Raw genomic sequence first — 15361 nt, 5'->3', positions numbered from 1 at the left:
GTAAGATGGCGAAAGGACGCGTAGTATCCGTAATGGGTCCGGTTGTTGACATCGAGTTCGACAAAGGCTCGTTACCTGCGATATACAATGCGATTAAAATTCAACATAAAGCGCAAAATTCTGGTGAACGTGATATTAACTTGACATTGGAAGCAGCGGTTCACTTGGGTGACAATATTGTAAGGGCCGTCGCAATGGCTTCTACAGATGGTTTGGTTCGCGGGATGGAAGCGGAAGATACAGGTGCTCCTATCTCTGTACCGGTTGGTGAAGTTACGTTGGGTCGTGTGTTCAACGTATTGGGTGAACCGATCGACTTGCAAGAAATGGGCGATGTCCCACGTCGTGACCCGATTCACCGCCCAGCTCCATCTTTCGCGGATCAAGCAACAACCGTTGAAATCCTGGAAACAGGGATTAAAGTTATTGACTTGTTGGCTCCTTATATCAAAGGTGGTAAGATCGGTCTGTTCGGTGGTGCCGGTGTAGGAAAAACCGTTACCATTCAGGAATTGATTCACAACATCGCCCAAGAGCACGGTGGTATTTCCGTATTTGCGGGTGTAGGGGAACGTACTCGTGAAGGGAACGACCTTTACCATGAAATGAAGGATTCCGGCGTTATCAGCAAAACCGCGATGGTATTCGGACAAATGAACGAACCGCCTGGTGCTCGTCTTCGCGTAGCGTTGACCGGATTGACAATGGCTGAATATTTCCGTGATGAAGAGGGCCGTGACGTGTTGCTCTTTATCGATAACATCTTCCGTTTCACCCAAGCTGGTTCCGAGGTATCCGCGTTGCTGGGACGTATGCCTTCCGCGGTAGGTTACCAACCGACTTTGGCAACAGAAATGGGTGGCTTGCAAGAACGGATTACCTCTACGAAAAAAGGTTCCGTTACTTCCATTCAAGCGATTTACGTGCCTGCCGATGACTATACTGACCCGGCTCCGGCAACGACCTTCGCTCACTTGGATGCAACAACCAACCTCGACCGCGGTATTTCCGAGTTGGGGATTTACCCTGCGGTAGACCCGCTTGCTTCTACTTCCCGCGCGTTGTCTCCGGATATCGTCGGGCAAGAGCACTATGAAGTAGCGCGCGGCGTGCAAAAAATTCTGCAACGTTACAAAGAGTTGCAAGATATCATCGCCATCTTGGGTATGGATGAATTGAGCGATGAAGATAAGCAAACGGTTGCTCGAGCTCGTCGGATTCAACGTTTCTTGTCTCAACCGTTCTTCGTTGGGGAAGTATTCACCGGTATCCCAGGTAAATATGTACCTGTGAAAGAAACTGTCCGCAGCTTTAAGGAGATTTTGGAAGGCAAACACGACGATCTTCCTGAAGCAGCATTCATGTATGTAGGGACAATCGAAGAAGCTGTTGAGAAAGCGAAAACTCTGGCGTAAGACAACCCTGGAAAGGGGAGACGATAAATGAGTAAGATGACTGTTGAAGTCGTAACTCCTGAACGGGTTGTATACAGCGGTGAAGCATCGATGGTGATCGCGCGTGGCGTTCAAGGGGATCTCGGTATTTTGCCGAACCATATGCCGCTCGTTACCCCGCTGAAAGTTGCGCCTGTTCGGATTAAAACAGACGGTGATCAGGAAACAAAAATTGCCGTGAGCGGCGGTTTTATGGAAGTTCATGGCGAAAAGGTAACCATCTTGGCTGAAACAGCCGAGTTGCCGGAAGATATCGATGTGGACCGTGCGAAGCGCGCCAAACAGCGTGCCGAGCAGCGTTTGAACGAGAGACAACCGGACCTTGACCAACGTCGTGCTGAACTTGCTCTGCAGCGTGCCCTGGCACGTCTGGACATCACCAACAGCTTGTAAAACAGAAATCCCCGCGCTGTACAGCACGGGGATTTTTCCTCAATTGGACAGGCAAATTTTTCATAATTGGTAATTTGGTTCAGTTTATGTATATAATATACCTGTTCTTTACATAGGAAAACGATTGGCAGGGCAAATAAATAACGGCGGTTAAAAATGCATGTTGCTTAACAAGGAGAGTGGATCCATGCAAACCATAAGAGAAGTGCGGAAAAATCGGGAGGATGTTGTCATTCCCAGCGGTTATAAAGCGAATGGCTGGGCAAGTGTATTATCGCATGAGATGAACGTCCTGTTCCATTCCATCTGCTACGCGGTCACCAAATTTGATACGCAAGACGAAATGAACAAGGCGCTCGATGAGATAAAAGGCTTGGAAGGAACGTTTACGGTTCCCACTTTGGACATGTTTAAATCCGAACAGCAGTACAACAATTATGTCAATCTGTTGGAGAAGCATAAAAAATTTCTGCAACGTTCCAATTTCTCCTACCCGGAAAGTCGGGAGGCGGCAATTGAGTTGTTCAAAAAATGGGGAATCGTGTTGGACAAAGACGGTGCCTGGGATGTGCCGGTCGATCCATTCCCTGAGGTTCAGGAAATCTTTGTGCTGACCGAAGCGGAACAAATCGCGTTAAATCATATCAAATTGGAAGCGTTGGTTCATCCGGTGTTTAGCAAACTGATCCTGATGCTGCATGAAAAAGACGACAACAGTTTCGCTTTATCGAAAAATGAGTTGAAAGAAATGTTAAACACCAACGATGCGATGCTGCGGGAAGTTTTGATCAAACTGACTCCGTATATGACAGAAGCCATTGACAATATTTTTGATATTCCCGATGATGAAAAACTGGAGTTTACGATTGTTTGGGAACGGATTTACGAAGATTTTCTCGGCGATCGCTACGCGGAAACGTTGCAATAACGTCTTTTCCGTGAAACGGCGCAGCCGAAAGACAAGGTTGTCACTTTACCGTGGCAACCTTTTTTCTTTGCGCAGCGGACAAAAAACCATAGTTTTGCGCATAGGATGGAATTGTAGCGGCTGCTGCAAAAGTTCCTGCCAGTCTAATGGAATGGAGGGGAGAGGAGTATTCCATGGAAACCAATCCCTATGTATTGGTTGCAATTTTCTTGTTGCTTGGCGTTTTGCTCCCGGTGGCCACTGTCAGTTGGATCGGTCCCCTGCTTCGTCCCAACAATCCCACACCCGAAAAACAATCGACTTATGAGAGCGGCAATATTCCGGTTGGCGACAGTTGGGGGCGCTTTAATGTGCGGTACTATTTGTATGCCTTGTTGTTTGTCATCTTTGATGTCGAGACTTTGTTTCTTTATCCGTGGGCGGTTGCTTATCGCCAATTAGGCTTGTTCGCCCTCGTGGAAATGGTCGTGTTTATCGCGCTGTTGGCAGTAGGTCTCCTATATGCATGGAGAAAGAAGGCGTTGGAATGGAACTGAACTTGGATGAAATTGCTCCGGAGTTGCGGGAAGAGCTGAATCGCAATGTATTGTTTACCACCGTGGAAACGGTAAAAGGCTGGATTCGCAGCAATTCTCTCTGGCCGCTGCAATTCGGGTTGGCTTGCTGTGCCATTGAGATGATGAGCACGGGGGGAGCTCGCTACGATCTCGACCGGTTTGGTGTGATCTTTCGGGCATCGCCGCGCCAATCCGATTTGATGATTGTGGCGGGGACGGTCACAAAAAAGATGGCGCCGCTGCTTCGCCGACTTTACGATCAAATGCCCGACCCGAAGTGGGTGATTGCGATGGGGTCATGCGCTACGGCAGGCGGCCCGTATGTGAAATCGTACAGTGTCGTCAAAGGAGTCGATCAGATTGTACCGGTTGATGTCTACATTCCCGGCTGTCCGCCAAATCCGGCAGCCCTGATTTACGGAATTAACAAGCTGCAAGAGAAGATTCGTTATGAAGCGAAAACCGGAAAGCGGGTGACGAATCCATAATGGAGGAGCATGTACAGCTTACACCGCTTGAACGGTATGTAACACGGATTGGCGAGAAATTCGGCGAGTCGGCCATTGAGAACGCTTACATCAATGAGTTGGCCAAACATGTGCCGACGCTGGTCATCCAAAAAGAACAGTGGAAGGAAGTGGCCCGCTTTCTCAAAGAAGATGAGTCACTGCACTTCGAATACTTGTCCAATTTGCATGGCATCGATTATGAAGACAGGATGGAGATGTATTACCATTTCTACTCCTACAAACATCGGCAAAACCTCGCCGTTAAGATCGTGTTGCCGCGAGAAAATCCGTCTGTCTGCTCGGTGGCCGAGATTTGGGGAGGCGCCGACTGGAGCGAGCGGGAGACGTACGACTTGTTGGGCATTCACTTTGCCGGCCATCCCAATTTGACCCGCATCATGCTGCCCGACGACTGGGTAGGCTACCCATTGCGCAAAGATTATGTCGAGTATGATGAGGAGGTGTAACGGATGCTTCGAAATCAGCCGCCCACTGAAAGCGTGATCTCTCCCGCTCCGGAAATTCGCACCGAAGAGATGTTGCTTAATGTCGGACCACAGCACCCCAGTACCCATGGGGTATTTCGGCTTGTCGTCAAAATCGAGGGGGAAACGATCAAAGAAGCAGTTCCGGTGATGGGCTATTTGCACAGAGGAACGGAAAAAATCGCGGAAAACTTGACCTATACGCAAATCATCCCTTACATGGATCGGCTCGACTATTTGGCGGCGATGACCAATAATTACGTGCTGTGCCACGCAGTGGAAACGATGATGGGATTGGCGATACCCGAACGCGCCGATTATTTGCGCATCATCGCCATGGAGCTCAATCGCATCGCCAGCCATCTTGTCTGGTGGGGAACCTATTTGCTCGATATCGGGGCGATGAGCCCGTTTCTCTACGCGTTTCGCGATCGGGAGAGCATTCTCGATTTGCTCAATGAGCTGTGCGGCGCCCGGATGACTTTCAACTATATGCGAATCGGCGGGGTGAAATGGGATGCGCCGCCCGGCTGGATTGAGAAAGTGGCAAATTTTGTGCAATATATGAAGAAGGAGCTGCCCAACTATCACAAGCTGGTGTCAGGCAATGAAATTTTTATTCATCGGCTGGCCGGCATCGGTCAATATGATGCCGACACCGCCCTGCATTATTCCCTTTCCGGTGTGATGCTTCGCTGTACCGGAATCAAATGGGACTTGCGCCGAGATGAAAGCTACTCGCTGTATGACCGGTTTGAATTTGAGATTCCCACCGCCGTGGAAGGGGACTGTTTGGCCAGGTACTGGCTGCGTTTGGCGGAAATCGAGCAATCTTTGCGCATCTTGGAACAGGCCGTACAGCAATTCCCGGCAGACGGGGAAATTATGGGGAAAGTTCCCCGCGTGATCCGTCCGCCGGCAGGAGAGACTTATGTGCGCATCGAGTCGCCCCGCGGTGAGATCGGCGTCTATATTGCCAGTCAAGGGAAGGATAAGCCGTGGCGGTTGAAATTGCGCCGCCCGTCCTTTATGAATCTGCAGATTTTGCCGCACCTGTTGGTGGGGGCGAATATGGCCAATATGGTCGCGATTCTCGGCAGTATTGACATTGTCCTCGGGGAGGTCGACGCTTGATGCGGGAGTTGGTGCAACAGCCTCTGACGATGTGGAACCTGCTTTTGATCGTGCTCGCCGCTATTGCGCTGCTGCTGGTCGTGCTCGTCTTCGTGACGTACGCCATCTATTTTGAACGAAAAGTGATTGGCTGGATGCAATTGCGTCCCGGTCCAAACCGAGTGGGGCCGCTTGGCTTGCTGCAGACGGTTGCGGATGTGAGCAAATTGCTGCTGAAAGAGGACACCCGTCCCAAGCAAGCTGACCGGATATTGTTCGCTTTGGCGCCGGTACTTGCATATGCACCGGCTTTTACCGTGCTTGCGGTCATGCCGTTTACAGAAAGTCTGCAATTTGCAGATCTGGATATTGGTGTTTTATATTATGTAGGGTTGTCCAGCATTACCGTCCTGGGTGTAATCACGGCCGGTTGGGCCTCCAACAACAAATATGCGCTGATCGGCGGCTTGCGTTCGGCGGCGCAGATGATCAGTTACGAGGTTGCGCTGGTCATGTCGATCGTCGGGATCGTCATCTTGACGGGCAGTATGAACTTGCGCGAGATCGTGGAGGCGCAGCGTGATGTCTGGAACATTGTCCCTCAGTTTTTGGCTTTTCTCATTTTTATCATTGCGGCGCAAGCGGAGCTCAATCGTTCGCCATTTGATTTGCCGGAAGCAGAATCGGAACTGGTCGCCGGCTATCATGTGGAGTATTCCGGTTTTCGCTTCGCCATGTTTATGCTGGCGGAATATGTGTATATGTTTGCCATGGGCACGATGGTGACCGTACTTTTTCTGGGCGGATGGCTGCCGATTCATCCGGCGTTATCCTTTATTCCCGGAATTGTCTGGTTCGTGGTAAAATTTTCATTATATGTGTTTCTGCAGTTCTGGCTGCGGGCAACGATGCCGCGCATTCGCTCCGATCAGTTGATGAGCTTTGCCTGGAAAGGTTTGTTGCCATTGGCTTTTCTCAATATTCTGCTGACTGCCGGATTTGTGTCCATTTTTGCATAGCTGACTCTGGCGACTGTTGCCCGGGGTTGGCTGAACAGGGGGGAATCGGATGCTGGGCTTTACGAAAGGATTAGGCTTTACCCTGAAAAAATTGCCGGAGAAAAAGGTGACGCATAAATATCCGGACGAACCTTTCCCGATGCCGTCGCGCTTTCGCGGGATTCAGCACTTCTCGCCGGAAAAGTGCATTGTTTGCAACCAATGTGTACGGATTTGCCCGACAGATTGCATTCAGCTGACAGGAAAACCCCATCCCGATCCCGAAAGAAAAGGGAAGATCATCGACACGTATGACATTAATTTTGAAATTTGCATTTTGTGCGATTTGTGCACAGAAGTGTGCCCGACAGAAGCAATTGTCATGACGAATAATTTTGAGTTGGCGGTTTACAGCCGCGACGAACTTTATAAAGACTTGACTTGGCTCGATGGGAATCGAACCAACATCAGAGAGGAGAATTAGTCATGAGCGGCCAATTCGTCGCCTTCTTTATCTTGTCCCTGCTCACGATCGGGGGAGCCGTCTTCATGATCAGTTTTACCCGTGTTGTCCACATGGTGGTTTCGCTGGGCATCACCTTTTTGTGCATCGCCGGTTTGTTTGTCATGCTGGATGCAGAATTTGTGGCGGTTTCGCAAGTGTTGGTTTATTCGGGGGCGATTTCGATTCTGATGCTGTTCGGCATCATGCTGACCAAAAAAGATGATGTTGAACCGAAAGCACATCGGAACAAACGGAAGCTGATCAGCTTTTTGCTGGTCGCTGCTCTGTTTGTCTTCGTCTTTTTGGGGATTCAGGCAAGCCCATGGCCAAATCCGGAAGCGGCGCCGCAGCCAGTTGAGCAAAGCAATCCCAAGCAGATCGGACTTGCAGTCTTCACCCGTTATGTGATCCCGTTTGAACTTGTTTCCCTGCTGTTACTGGTCGCATTGGTAGGGGCGATACTCATGGCCAAAAAGGAGGATGGCAAATGACCGTTCCGGTTACCTCGTATTTGCTGGTCGCTTTGATCTTGTTTTGTGTCGGACTGTATGGCGCTTTGACCAAACGCAATGCAGTGATCGTGCTGTTATCTATCGAATTGATGCTCAATGCCGTCAATCTCAATCTGATCGCTTTTGCCAAATTCGGCCTGCATCCTGCGATCACCGGGCAAATTTTTTCACTGTTTACCATGACGGTCGCTGCGGCTGAAGTGGCTGTCGGGATTGCTGTCTTGATTGCCCTTTACCGAAATCGGGAAACGGTTAATGTGGATGAGATGGATACGATGAAACGCTGAAGAAACGGAGGGGAAGATAAATTGGATACAATATTGCATTACGCCTGGCTGATCCCTCTCTTTCCGCTCTTTGCTTTTATCGTCCTTGTATCATTTGGCCGGCAATTGAGAGGTGGAGCGAGCTCTGTAGGCATTTTGGCTGCCGCACTCTCCTGCGTGCTCGCCTTGGTGATCGGTTGGCAAAGTTATCAGGGCGCTGCCAGTGAAAAAGTATTGGTGGAATGGATGAATATCCGGGATACGGTCATTCGGGTGGGGTATGAAATCAATTCGTTGAACGCAATGATGTTGGTCATCATCTCGGTGGTCAGCCTCCTGGTGCAAATCTATTCCAAGGAATATATGCGGGATGATGAACGTGTTCCCGTCTATTACCAGTATTTGTCCCTGTTTGCTTTTTCGATGATGGCATTGGTGCTGTCGCCGAACTTGTTGCAGCTTTATATTTTTTGGGAGTTGGTCGGGGTTTGCTCCTTTTTGCTGATCGGCTATCACTTTTCCAAACCAAAGGCGATGCTGGCGGCAAAAAAAGCGTTTATCGTCACGCGAATCGGCGATGTCGGGTTACTGATAGCCATCATTCTGCTGTTCTGGTGGACAGGTAGTTTTGAGTATTCGGAGATCTTCAAAACCGTCGCCTTGGGGAAAATGGAACCTTGGATGACCACATTGACCGCCGTGCTCATTTTTGTCGGAGCGGTGGGGAAATCGGGTCAATTTCCTTTACATACATGGCTGCCGGACGCAATGGAAGGCCCGACTCCCGTTTCAGCCTTGATCCACGCTGCCACTATGGTCGCCGCGGGCGTGTATTTGGTCGCTGCCACCTATCCACTGTTTCTCGATTCGCAGACAGCGTTGGACATCGTTGCCTATACGGGCGGATTTACGGCGATTTTCGCCGCGCTGATCGGTTTGACTCAGACCGACATCAAGCGGGTACTGGCATACTCGACGATCAGCCAGCTCGGCTATATGATGCTGGCCTTGGGGGTAGCCGGGGCGATTGGCTATACGGCAGGTGTATTTCACTTGTTCACGCACGCCTTTTTTAAAGCGTTGCTGTTCTTGGCGGCGGGCAGTGTGATCCACGCGGTGCATACGCAAGATTTGTTTCAAATGGGCGGATTGTTGAAAAAGATGCCGGTAACGGGAATCGCTTTTCTGATCGGCTGCTTGGCGATTGCCGGCATTCCGCCGTTTTCCGGTTACTGGTCCAAAGAGGAGATCATCTCGGCCGTCTACTCGGCCCAGCGCGCAGATTTGTTGTGGATTGCCGTGATTACCGTATTTTTGACGTCCTTCTATATGTTTCGCTTATTCTTTCTCACTTTTACCGGCAAAGCGGTCAGCCAGGCGATCAGTCGGGCGAAAGATCCTTCTGCCGTGATGCGAATCCCGCTGCTGGTCCTCGCCGTATTGGCGGTGCTGTCCGGTTTTCTCAACATGCCGTTTGCCCCGTTGCTGGAAAACTGGCAGTTGGCCGGAGATGTAGGAGAATCCATCCATTTTGCCATGCCGGAAGCAGCCGAGCTGCATGCTCCATGGCTGTCGGTCGTCAGCGTGCTGGTTTCTTTGGCCGGCATTGTGCTGGCTTACCTGATCTATGTGAAAAAGGCGATCGCAGCGACATGGATTGCCCGCCCGCTGCCCTGGTTGTACCGTCTCTCCAATCGCGCTTTTTATCTGGATGAGATTTACCGGTATGGTTTGGCTGTGCCGCTGCGGGGAATCGGCATGCTGCTTGATTTGTTCGATCATTATTTGATCGGCGGGCTGGTTCAGCTCGCTGTCAAATTGGCCAATGGCTTAGGCGGATTGCATGCCCGACTCCAGAGCGGCCAGATGCAAACCTACGGCTTGATCGTATTGCTGGGGATTGTGCTGTTGCTCATTGGCATTACCACGCAAGGAGGTGTTAGCTTTGGTCAATAACACCTTGCTGTCGCTCATTACCTTTTCGCCCCTGCTGGTGATCGTCGTCTTGATGTTCACGCCCAAGCAGATGGTGGGGACGATTAAAACGATCGGTGTGTTGGGCACGCTGCTTCCGCTGATTATGTCGCTGATGCTGTTCGCCGGGTTCGATTATTCGGCAGGCTTGCAATTCATCGAAAGGCGCGATTGGATCAAAATTCCGATCGGACTTGATCAAAACGGATCGTTAACCTTTTTCCCGATCCGCTACGAGATGGGGATTGATGGCGCTTCAATGCCGCTATTGCTGTTGACCGCGATCATCGGCACATTGGCTGCGGTCGGTTCCTGGCAGATGAAAAGGCGGTTGCGCGAATATTTTATTTTGTACCATCTGTTGCTTATCGGCATGTTTGGCGTCTTTTCCGCGCAAAACCTGTTCCTGTTCTTCCTCTTTTTTGAGCTGACCCTGATACCGGTGTATTTTTTGCTGGGCATTTGGGGCTACGCGGAACGGGAGCGGGCAGCCAACAAATTTTTGCTCTACAATGGCATAGGTTCTGCCATATTGCTGCTTGCTTTTATCGCGATTTTCGTACAGCTGCAAACGGTAAACTTCGGTGAACTGCAGCAAGTTTTGACCAATCCGGATGATCCGCTGTCTGGCTACCTGTCGCCGGAATATCGGTATGGGCTGTTCGTGGCGCTGTTTATCGCTTTTGGAATCAAGCTGCCGATCTTTCCGTTCCACAGTTGGATGTTGAACGTGCATGTGCAGGCACCGCCGCCGGTGGTCATGATCCATTCGGCAATTTTGCTGAAGATGGGCGCTTATGGCTTGCTGAGGATTGGCATCAACTTCTTCCCGGACCAGGCGTATGAATTTTCCGTTTGGCTCGCCGTGTTTGGATTGATCAATATCTTCTATGGCGCGGTGCTGGCGACAGTCCAGAAAGATTTGAAAATGGTTCTGGCCTATTCGAGCATCAGCCACATGGGAATGGTCCTGCTCGGATTTGCGGCGATGAATTCGATCGGTTTTCAGGGGGCGATCTTTCAACTGGTGTCACACGGCTTGATCTCCGCGTTGCTGTTCTTTATCGTCGGAGTGATCTGGGATCGTACTGGAACCTCAACCATTACCGAGCTTGGCGGAATTGCCAAAAGCATGCCGTTTATCAGCGGTGTTTTTCTGGCGGGTGCCCTCGCTTCACTGGGATTGCCGGGCATGTCCGGGTTTATCAGCGAATTCCTCGCCTTGATGGGATTGTTTGGAGCAATGCCGCTGCATGCTGCGATCGGCGCGATTGGCTTGATTTTTACGACAATCTACGTATTGCGCGCCGTCTTACGGGCTGTGTACGGCCCGACGCCGTCGCGGTTGACGAGATTGGCTGATGCCCAGCCAATGGAGGCGATTCCGCTAGTCGTTCTCTTGGGAGTGATTATTCTGATCGGCATTTATCCTGCGGTGTTAAGCGATCCGCTGCAAAAAACACTGGATTCGATCGTTCCGGTCGTAACGGGAATAGGGGGTTAGGCCATGGATGCAAACAATCTTTTTTCCGTTGAGTGGACTTACCTTCGTCCCGAAATGATCGTTCTGGGGGGCGCTGTGCTGCTGGCCTTGCTCGATCTGTTGGCGGGAAGACGGCTGCCCCGGCAGCTTTTCGGCTGGCTAGCCCTGGTCAGCGTCGTGCTGGCGGGAGCGGCCATCTGGCAAAACATCCAAACCGTCGGGCAGCCGATTGGCTTTATGGCCGATATGCTGCGGATCGATTCGTTCGGAAATGCGTTTAAACTGCTGTTTGTCAGCGGGGTAGCCTTTACTTTTTTGCTGTCGTTCTCTCATCTTCAACGAGATGCGATCCCGCACCATGGGGAGTATTCTTATTTGCTGCTTATCGGCTTGCTGGGGGCGATGGTCATGGCCTCCTCCGCCGATCTGATCACCATGTTTGTCGGACTGGAACTGTTGTCGCTCTCCTCCTACATTTTGGTCGGCATCCGAAAACATCGGCTTGCCTCCAATGAATCGGCGTTCAAATATGTGGTCTCCGGCGGTATTGCCTCAGCCTTTACCTTGTTTGGGATGTCATACTTATATGGATTGAGCGGCACGACCAATCTGCATGAAATGACGTCGCGGATCGGGCAGGCGGCCAACAGTGGCTTTGGGGCGATGGTGCTTATCTCCTTTGTCTTTCTGGTGGCCGGCCTTACGTTTAAAATTGCCGCAGCTCCCAATCATATGTGGGCACCCGATGTTTACCAAGGCGCCCCAACACCGGTGACCGCTTATTTGGCGGTCGTTTCCAAGGCCGCCGGGTTTGCCTTGATCGTTCGGCTGGTGCTGCTCGCGTACGGCGGAGTATTGACGGAACAAGGGCAAAGCTTGCTGTTGACCGAATTGAGCGGCTATCTGTCCATTATCGCCGGCTTGACGATGATGATTGGCAATCTGATGGCCCTGCGCCAAGTCCATCTCAAACGGCTGATGGCCTACTCGGGAATCGCCCATGCCGGCTATCTATTGATTCCGTTTGTGTCTTTGACCCAGCTGTCGTTTGAACAAGTCATCTTTTATTTGTTGGCGTACTTGGTGGGAACCTTTGGCCTGTTTGCGGCGATTGAAACGATTTCGCGCGATCAGCGGACGGAGGAGCTGAAAGGGTTCGCCGGCTTGTATCATCGCGCTCCCGTCTTGGCTGTAGCCGTAACGATCCTGGTCGTCTCTCTGGCGGGGTTGCCGGTGACAGCCGGATTCTTCGGGAAGTTTTACTTGTTGATGAGCGCATTGGCCAATGGAAGGTACTGGCTGACCGCAATCATGCTGGCGACCAGCACCATTTCCTTCTTTTATTACTTCGGTTTTATCCGGCAAATGTATATGCGCTCAGGAGAGACGGAGGCATCCGTCAAAATCCCGGCAGGGGCCGCCTTCATTATCGGTGTCGCCGCGCTGGCGACCTTGTTGGGCGGATTGTTCCCCGGGCTTCCTTCCGAATTCATCCACCAGCATTTTAACAGCGGCTTCGACCTTGGCGGAATCATGAAACCGGGAGAGTAAAGAGTAGCGAACAGGGCGGCTTTACAGAAGCAGCCCTGTTTTGCTATGGTAAAAGCGGACTTTTGCTTTAGTGTGTAAAAGCAAACAAAGCTCGCATCAACTGCAAGGAGTGTGGATCAGCGTGGAAACAATTGGCGTAACAGCGGTGTTGGGCATAATCGTCTCGATCGTTTGCATCGGGGTGAGCTGGTATGCTCTGCAAGTTTTTCGTTTTGATCTGTTTGTCAAAAAAGCCGACAGCGGACAAGCCAAACTGTTGCAAATCATTTTGTCCATCTTCATCGGCTATGGTGTCGCCCGGTTTTTTATTGATTATTTGGGCTGGTCGCTGTTGCTGCGAAACTTTTTTTAGTTTTTTCCCTCCGCTGGTATATCCAACCAGTTACTCGTACAAACTGAGATTTACAGATAGAGAATGTATTGTACGGGGAGAGGTTGTCGATGGGGAAAAAATATGGGTGGCTAGCCATTGTATTCATTGCAGCAGCAGTGCTATATTTAATACCGGTTGAAGCAAAGCAAGGTTACACCGGGGAATTGGACGGTTTGCTTCGCGCTGTGCGAGCAACGGGAGCAGAAATACAAGAAGCCGAAACGAGAACCAGAGTGGAACTAGGTACCGTAACTAGTCCAAAAGAACTAGGTGAACTTGCTTATAAGTGGAGCAATCGGTTTGATTTGGTAATAATAAACGATTTGCAACTGGAAAATGGACGCTACACCTTCCATTCCCAGGCAAATTTTCAACATGTTGCAATTGATTTGCGGCTTGTCGGTGTCCCCTACTCGGCTGGGTTGGATGCATATCTTGTGCTCATTTTGCGGGAAACAGGAAGTGAACCACAAGATATTGAAAAACTTCAGCAGCAGGTCGAAACAGCATTTAGGGCAGCAGGAATAATTCCGCAATTTAGTACTTGTATTCGTGGAATGTACAGTGATAAACTGGGTGATGATCAACAGGAGGGTAAAATTTTGTCGATTTTTCGTTCCCTCCAGGCGAATGAAATTGAACGTTTACAAGATGAGACGGTTATCAGCGTTTCTGGTTACACACCAGTGTGGAAACAGTCTCTCAATATAAACGGTCGCAAAATGAATCTACAGGCAGCGACACACCGAGACACTCAATCACCGGGGACACGGCTCACTGTAGGAACACCAATCATCACAGCGGAATACTAAGCACGCGGAGGGGTTAATCATTGGATAAAATAGTTGTCCGCGGTGGTAAGGCATTAGCGGGAAATGTAAAATTGTCCGGTGCAAAAAATGCGGTTCTCCCTATAATTGCCGCTTCTATCTTGGCGGAGGAAGGTATCTCCGTTATTCATGATGCGCCGGCTTTGGATGATGTTTATACGATTTGTGATCTGCTGAAATCAATGGGAAACACAGTTACATATGAAAATGAGACGTTGACCATAGATGCTACGACGCTCAACAGCGTGGAGGCATCCTATGAGCTTGTTCGCAAAATGCGAGCCTCATTTCTGGTAATGGGTCCGCTTCTCGCCAGAAAAGGAAGCGCGCGGGTAGCTTTGCCCGGAGGTTGTGCAATTGGCACCCGGCCGATCGATCAGCATCTGAAGGGCTTTGAAGCGATGGGGGCCAAAATCGAGATTGGGCAAGGTTTTATTGAAGCGAAAGCCAACGAGCGGTTGAAAGGTGCAAAAATTTATCTTGATATCGCAAGTGTGGGAGCGACCGAGAACATAATGATGGCCGCCGCGCTTGCCGAAGGTACCACCGTAATCGAAAACGCTGCAGAGGAACCGGAAATCGTCGATCTCGCCAACTTTTTGAACGGGATGGGCGCGAAGATTCGCGGTGCCGGAACCGGTTCGATCCGGATTGAAGGTGTGGAAAAGTTAAAAGGCTGTGTCCACTCGGTAATCCCTGACCGGATTGAAGCGGGCACTTTCATGATTGCCGCTGCGATTACCGGTGGCGATGTATTTATTGAAGGAGCCATCTGCGACCATTTGAAACCAATCACAGCCAAGCTGCGGGAAATGGGTGTGGATGTGGTTGAGAGCGAAAACGGCATTCGGGTATGCCGCCGGCAGGGGCCATTGAAAGCGGTAGATGTAAAAACGTTGCCGTATCCAGGCTTTCCAACCGATATGCAGTCGCAAATGATGGCCTTGCTGCTTACTTCCGAAGGAACCAGCATCGTCACGGAAACCGTTTTTGAAAACCGGTTCATGCATGTCGAAGAGTTTTGTCGGATGAGCGCAAAAATCAAAATTGAAGGAAGAAGCGCCATCATCGAAGGTGGCGGCAAATTGACCGGAAGCAAAGTGACGGCGACCGATTTGCGCGCCGGAGCAGCATTGGTGCTGGCTGGTTTGGTGGCCGAAGGAGAAACGGAAGTGTTCGGACTGCATCACCTTGATCGCGGTTATGTCAACTTTGCTGAAAAACTTCGCGCCCTCGGCGCTCAGGTCGAACGGGTCTCCGTCAGCGAGCCGAAAGCTGCGGTGGAGGATGATGTTAGAACCGCTCCGATCAAGGTCAACTTCTCCGCCAATTTTGCCTAAATAGCAAGCAACAAGCGGTCAGCGAAATGCTGGCTGCTTTTTTTGTCTCTCGTCTCTCTCGTTCTATCTTTTTCCCTGGGGACATAGACT

At 50.6% G+C, this 15361-nt stretch carries 17 protein-coding genes; all 17 read left to right on the top strand.

From position 1 onward, the window contains the following. The first annotated feature begins 5 nt into the window (after positions 1-5). The 17 genes from atpD to murA all read left to right on the top strand — a co-directional run bounded on the left by atpD (position 6) and on the right by murA (position 15271). A complete protein-coding gene (gene atpD, locus JOD01_RS08740; protein WP_204517898.1) occupies positions 6-1415 on the top strand; it encodes a F0F1 ATP synthase subunit beta in 1410 nt (469 codons plus the stop codon). Between the two features lie 27 nt (positions 1416-1442). Beyond that, positions 1443-1847 carry a F0F1 ATP synthase subunit epsilon gene (locus JOD01_RS08735; protein WP_204517897.1) on the top strand — a complete coding sequence of 135 codons (405 nt, stop codon included), beginning with the start codon at positions 1443-1445 and terminating at the stop codon, positions 1845-1847. A 187-nt stretch (positions 1848-2034) separates the two neighbouring features. Continuing rightward, the gene (locus tag JOD01_RS08730) at positions 2035-2775 is read left to right on the top strand and encodes a DUF6042 family protein (protein WP_204517896.1); all 741 of its coding nucleotides are present in this window, start codon (positions 2035-2037) and stop codon (positions 2773-2775) included. A gap of 173 nt (positions 2776-2948) precedes the next feature. Further along, positions 2949-3311, top strand: a complete 363-nt coding sequence (locus tag JOD01_RS08725; protein WP_204517895.1) for an NADH-quinone oxidoreductase subunit A — start codon at positions 2949-2951, stop codon at positions 3309-3311. Then, the gene (locus JOD01_RS08720; RefSeq protein ID WP_204517894.1) at positions 3302-3820 is read left to right on the top strand and encodes a NuoB/complex I 20 kDa subunit family protein; all 519 of its coding nucleotides are present in this window, start codon (positions 3302-3304) and stop codon (positions 3818-3820) included. The genes JOD01_RS08725 and JOD01_RS08720 overlap by 10 nt, the downstream gene beginning before the upstream one ends. Then, positions 3820-4308, top strand: coding sequence for an NADH-quinone oxidoreductase subunit C (locus tag JOD01_RS08715; RefSeq protein WP_204517893.1), 489 nt, complete (start codon positions 3820-3822; stop codon positions 4306-4308). The genes JOD01_RS08720 and JOD01_RS08715 overlap by 1 nt, the downstream gene beginning before the upstream one ends. Positions 4309-4311: 3 nt before the next feature. Next, a complete protein-coding gene (locus tag JOD01_RS08710; protein ID WP_204517892.1) occupies positions 4312-5460 on the top strand; it encodes an NADH-quinone oxidoreductase subunit D in 1149 nt (382 codons plus the stop codon). Then, entirely contained in the window at positions 5457-6458 is a 1002-nt protein-coding gene (nuoH, locus tag JOD01_RS08705; protein ID WP_420829078.1) for an NADH-quinone oxidoreductase subunit NuoH, read from the top strand. The genes JOD01_RS08710 and nuoH overlap by 4 nt, the downstream gene beginning before the upstream one ends. A 49-nt stretch (positions 6459-6507) precedes the next feature. Continuing rightward, positions 6508-6921: an NADH-quinone oxidoreductase subunit NuoI gene (nuoI, locus tag JOD01_RS08700; RefSeq protein WP_204517890.1), complete on the top strand. Its 414-nt coding sequence runs from the start codon at positions 6508-6510 to the stop codon at positions 6919-6921. 2 nt (positions 6922-6923) lie between these two features. Continuing rightward, positions 6924-7433 (top strand): NADH-quinone oxidoreductase subunit J, encoded by a 510-nt coding sequence (locus tag JOD01_RS08695; protein ID WP_204517889.1) that lies wholly within the window; start codon positions 6924-6926, stop codon positions 7431-7433. Continuing rightward, positions 7430-7741, top strand: a complete 312-nt coding sequence (gene nuoK / locus JOD01_RS08690) for an NADH-quinone oxidoreductase subunit NuoK (protein WP_204517888.1) — start codon at positions 7430-7432, stop codon at positions 7739-7741. The genes JOD01_RS08695 and nuoK overlap by 4 nt, the downstream gene beginning before the upstream one ends. Positions 7742-7762: 21 nt before the next feature. Beyond that, positions 7763-9676 carry an NADH-quinone oxidoreductase subunit L gene (nuoL, locus tag JOD01_RS08685; protein WP_204517887.1) on the top strand — a complete coding sequence of 638 codons (1914 nt, stop codon included), beginning with the start codon at positions 7763-7765 and terminating at the stop codon, positions 9674-9676. Between the two features lie 52 nt (positions 9677-9728). After that, positions 9729-11198, top strand: a complete 1470-nt coding sequence (locus JOD01_RS08680) for a complex I subunit 4 family protein (protein WP_239565350.1) — start codon at positions 9729-9731, stop codon at positions 11196-11198. A 3-nt stretch (positions 11199-11201) separates the two neighbouring features. Further along, entirely contained in the window at positions 11202-12728 is a 1527-nt protein-coding gene (nuoN, locus tag JOD01_RS08675) for an NADH-quinone oxidoreductase subunit NuoN (protein ID WP_204517885.1), read from the top strand. A 121-nt stretch (positions 12729-12849) separates the two neighbouring features. Beyond that, positions 12850-13080, top strand: coding sequence for a DUF1146 family protein (locus JOD01_RS08670; RefSeq protein ID WP_420829077.1), 231 nt, complete (start codon positions 12850-12852; stop codon positions 13078-13080). A gap of 89 nt (positions 13081-13169) precedes the next feature. Next, a complete protein-coding gene (locus JOD01_RS08665; RefSeq protein WP_204517884.1) occupies positions 13170-13913 on the top strand; it encodes a YwmB family TATA-box binding protein in 744 nt (247 codons plus the stop codon). A gap of 20 nt (positions 13914-13933) precedes the next feature. Then, positions 13934-15271 (top strand): UDP-N-acetylglucosamine 1-carboxyvinyltransferase, encoded by a 1338-nt coding sequence (gene murA / locus JOD01_RS08660; protein WP_204517883.1) that lies wholly within the window; start codon positions 13934-13936, stop codon positions 15269-15271. Positions 15272-15361 lie beyond the last annotated feature (90 nt).

Source organism: Brevibacillus fulvus (assembly GCF_016908525.1).
In the GTDB taxonomy this organism is placed as follows: Bacteria; Bacillota; Bacilli; order Brevibacillales; family Brevibacillaceae; genus Brevibacillus_G; species Brevibacillus_G fulvus.
Note: the sequence above shows the minus strand (reverse complement) of the source record. Positions and strands in the feature narration are given on the sequence as shown.

Bases quoted from the DNA above. Each gene is read 5' to 3' on its own strand.
- atpD (WP_204517898.1), top strand. From the start codon at position 6: ATGGCGAAAGGACGCGTAGTATCCGTAATGGGTCCGGTTGTTGACATC.
- JOD01_RS08735 (WP_204517897.1), top strand. From the start codon at position 1,443: ATGAGTAAGATGACTGTTGAAGTCGTAACTCCTGAACGGGTTGTATAC.
- JOD01_RS08730 (WP_204517896.1), top strand. From the start codon at position 2,035: ATGCAAACCATAAGAGAAGTGCGGAAAAATCGGGAGGATGTTGTCATT.
- JOD01_RS08725 (WP_204517895.1), top strand. From the start codon at position 2,949: ATGGAAACCAATCCCTATGTATTGGTTGCAATTTTCTTGTTGCTTGGC.
- JOD01_RS08720 (WP_204517894.1), top strand. From the start codon at position 3,302: ATGGAACTGAACTTGGATGAAATTGCTCCGGAGTTGCGGGAAGAGCTG.
- JOD01_RS08715 (WP_204517893.1), top strand. From the start codon at position 3,820: ATGGAGGAGCATGTACAGCTTACACCGCTTGAACGGTATGTAACACGG.
- JOD01_RS08710 (WP_204517892.1), top strand. From the start codon at position 4,312: ATGCTTCGAAATCAGCCGCCCACTGAAAGCGTGATCTCTCCCGCTCCG.
- nuoI (WP_204517890.1), top strand. From the start codon at position 6,508: ATGCTGGGCTTTACGAAAGGATTAGGCTTTACCCTGAAAAAATTGCCG.
- JOD01_RS08695 (WP_204517889.1), top strand. From the start codon at position 6,924: ATGAGCGGCCAATTCGTCGCCTTCTTTATCTTGTCCCTGCTCACGATC.
- nuoK (WP_204517888.1), top strand. From the start codon at position 7,430: ATGACCGTTCCGGTTACCTCGTATTTGCTGGTCGCTTTGATCTTGTTT.
- JOD01_RS08680 (WP_239565350.1), top strand. From the start codon at position 9,729: ATGTTCACGCCCAAGCAGATGGTGGGGACGATTAAAACGATCGGTGTG.
- nuoN (WP_204517885.1), top strand. From the start codon at position 11,202: ATGGATGCAAACAATCTTTTTTCCGTTGAGTGGACTTACCTTCGTCCC.
- JOD01_RS08665 (WP_204517884.1), top strand. From the start codon at position 13,170: ATGGGGAAAAAATATGGGTGGCTAGCCATTGTATTCATTGCAGCAGCA.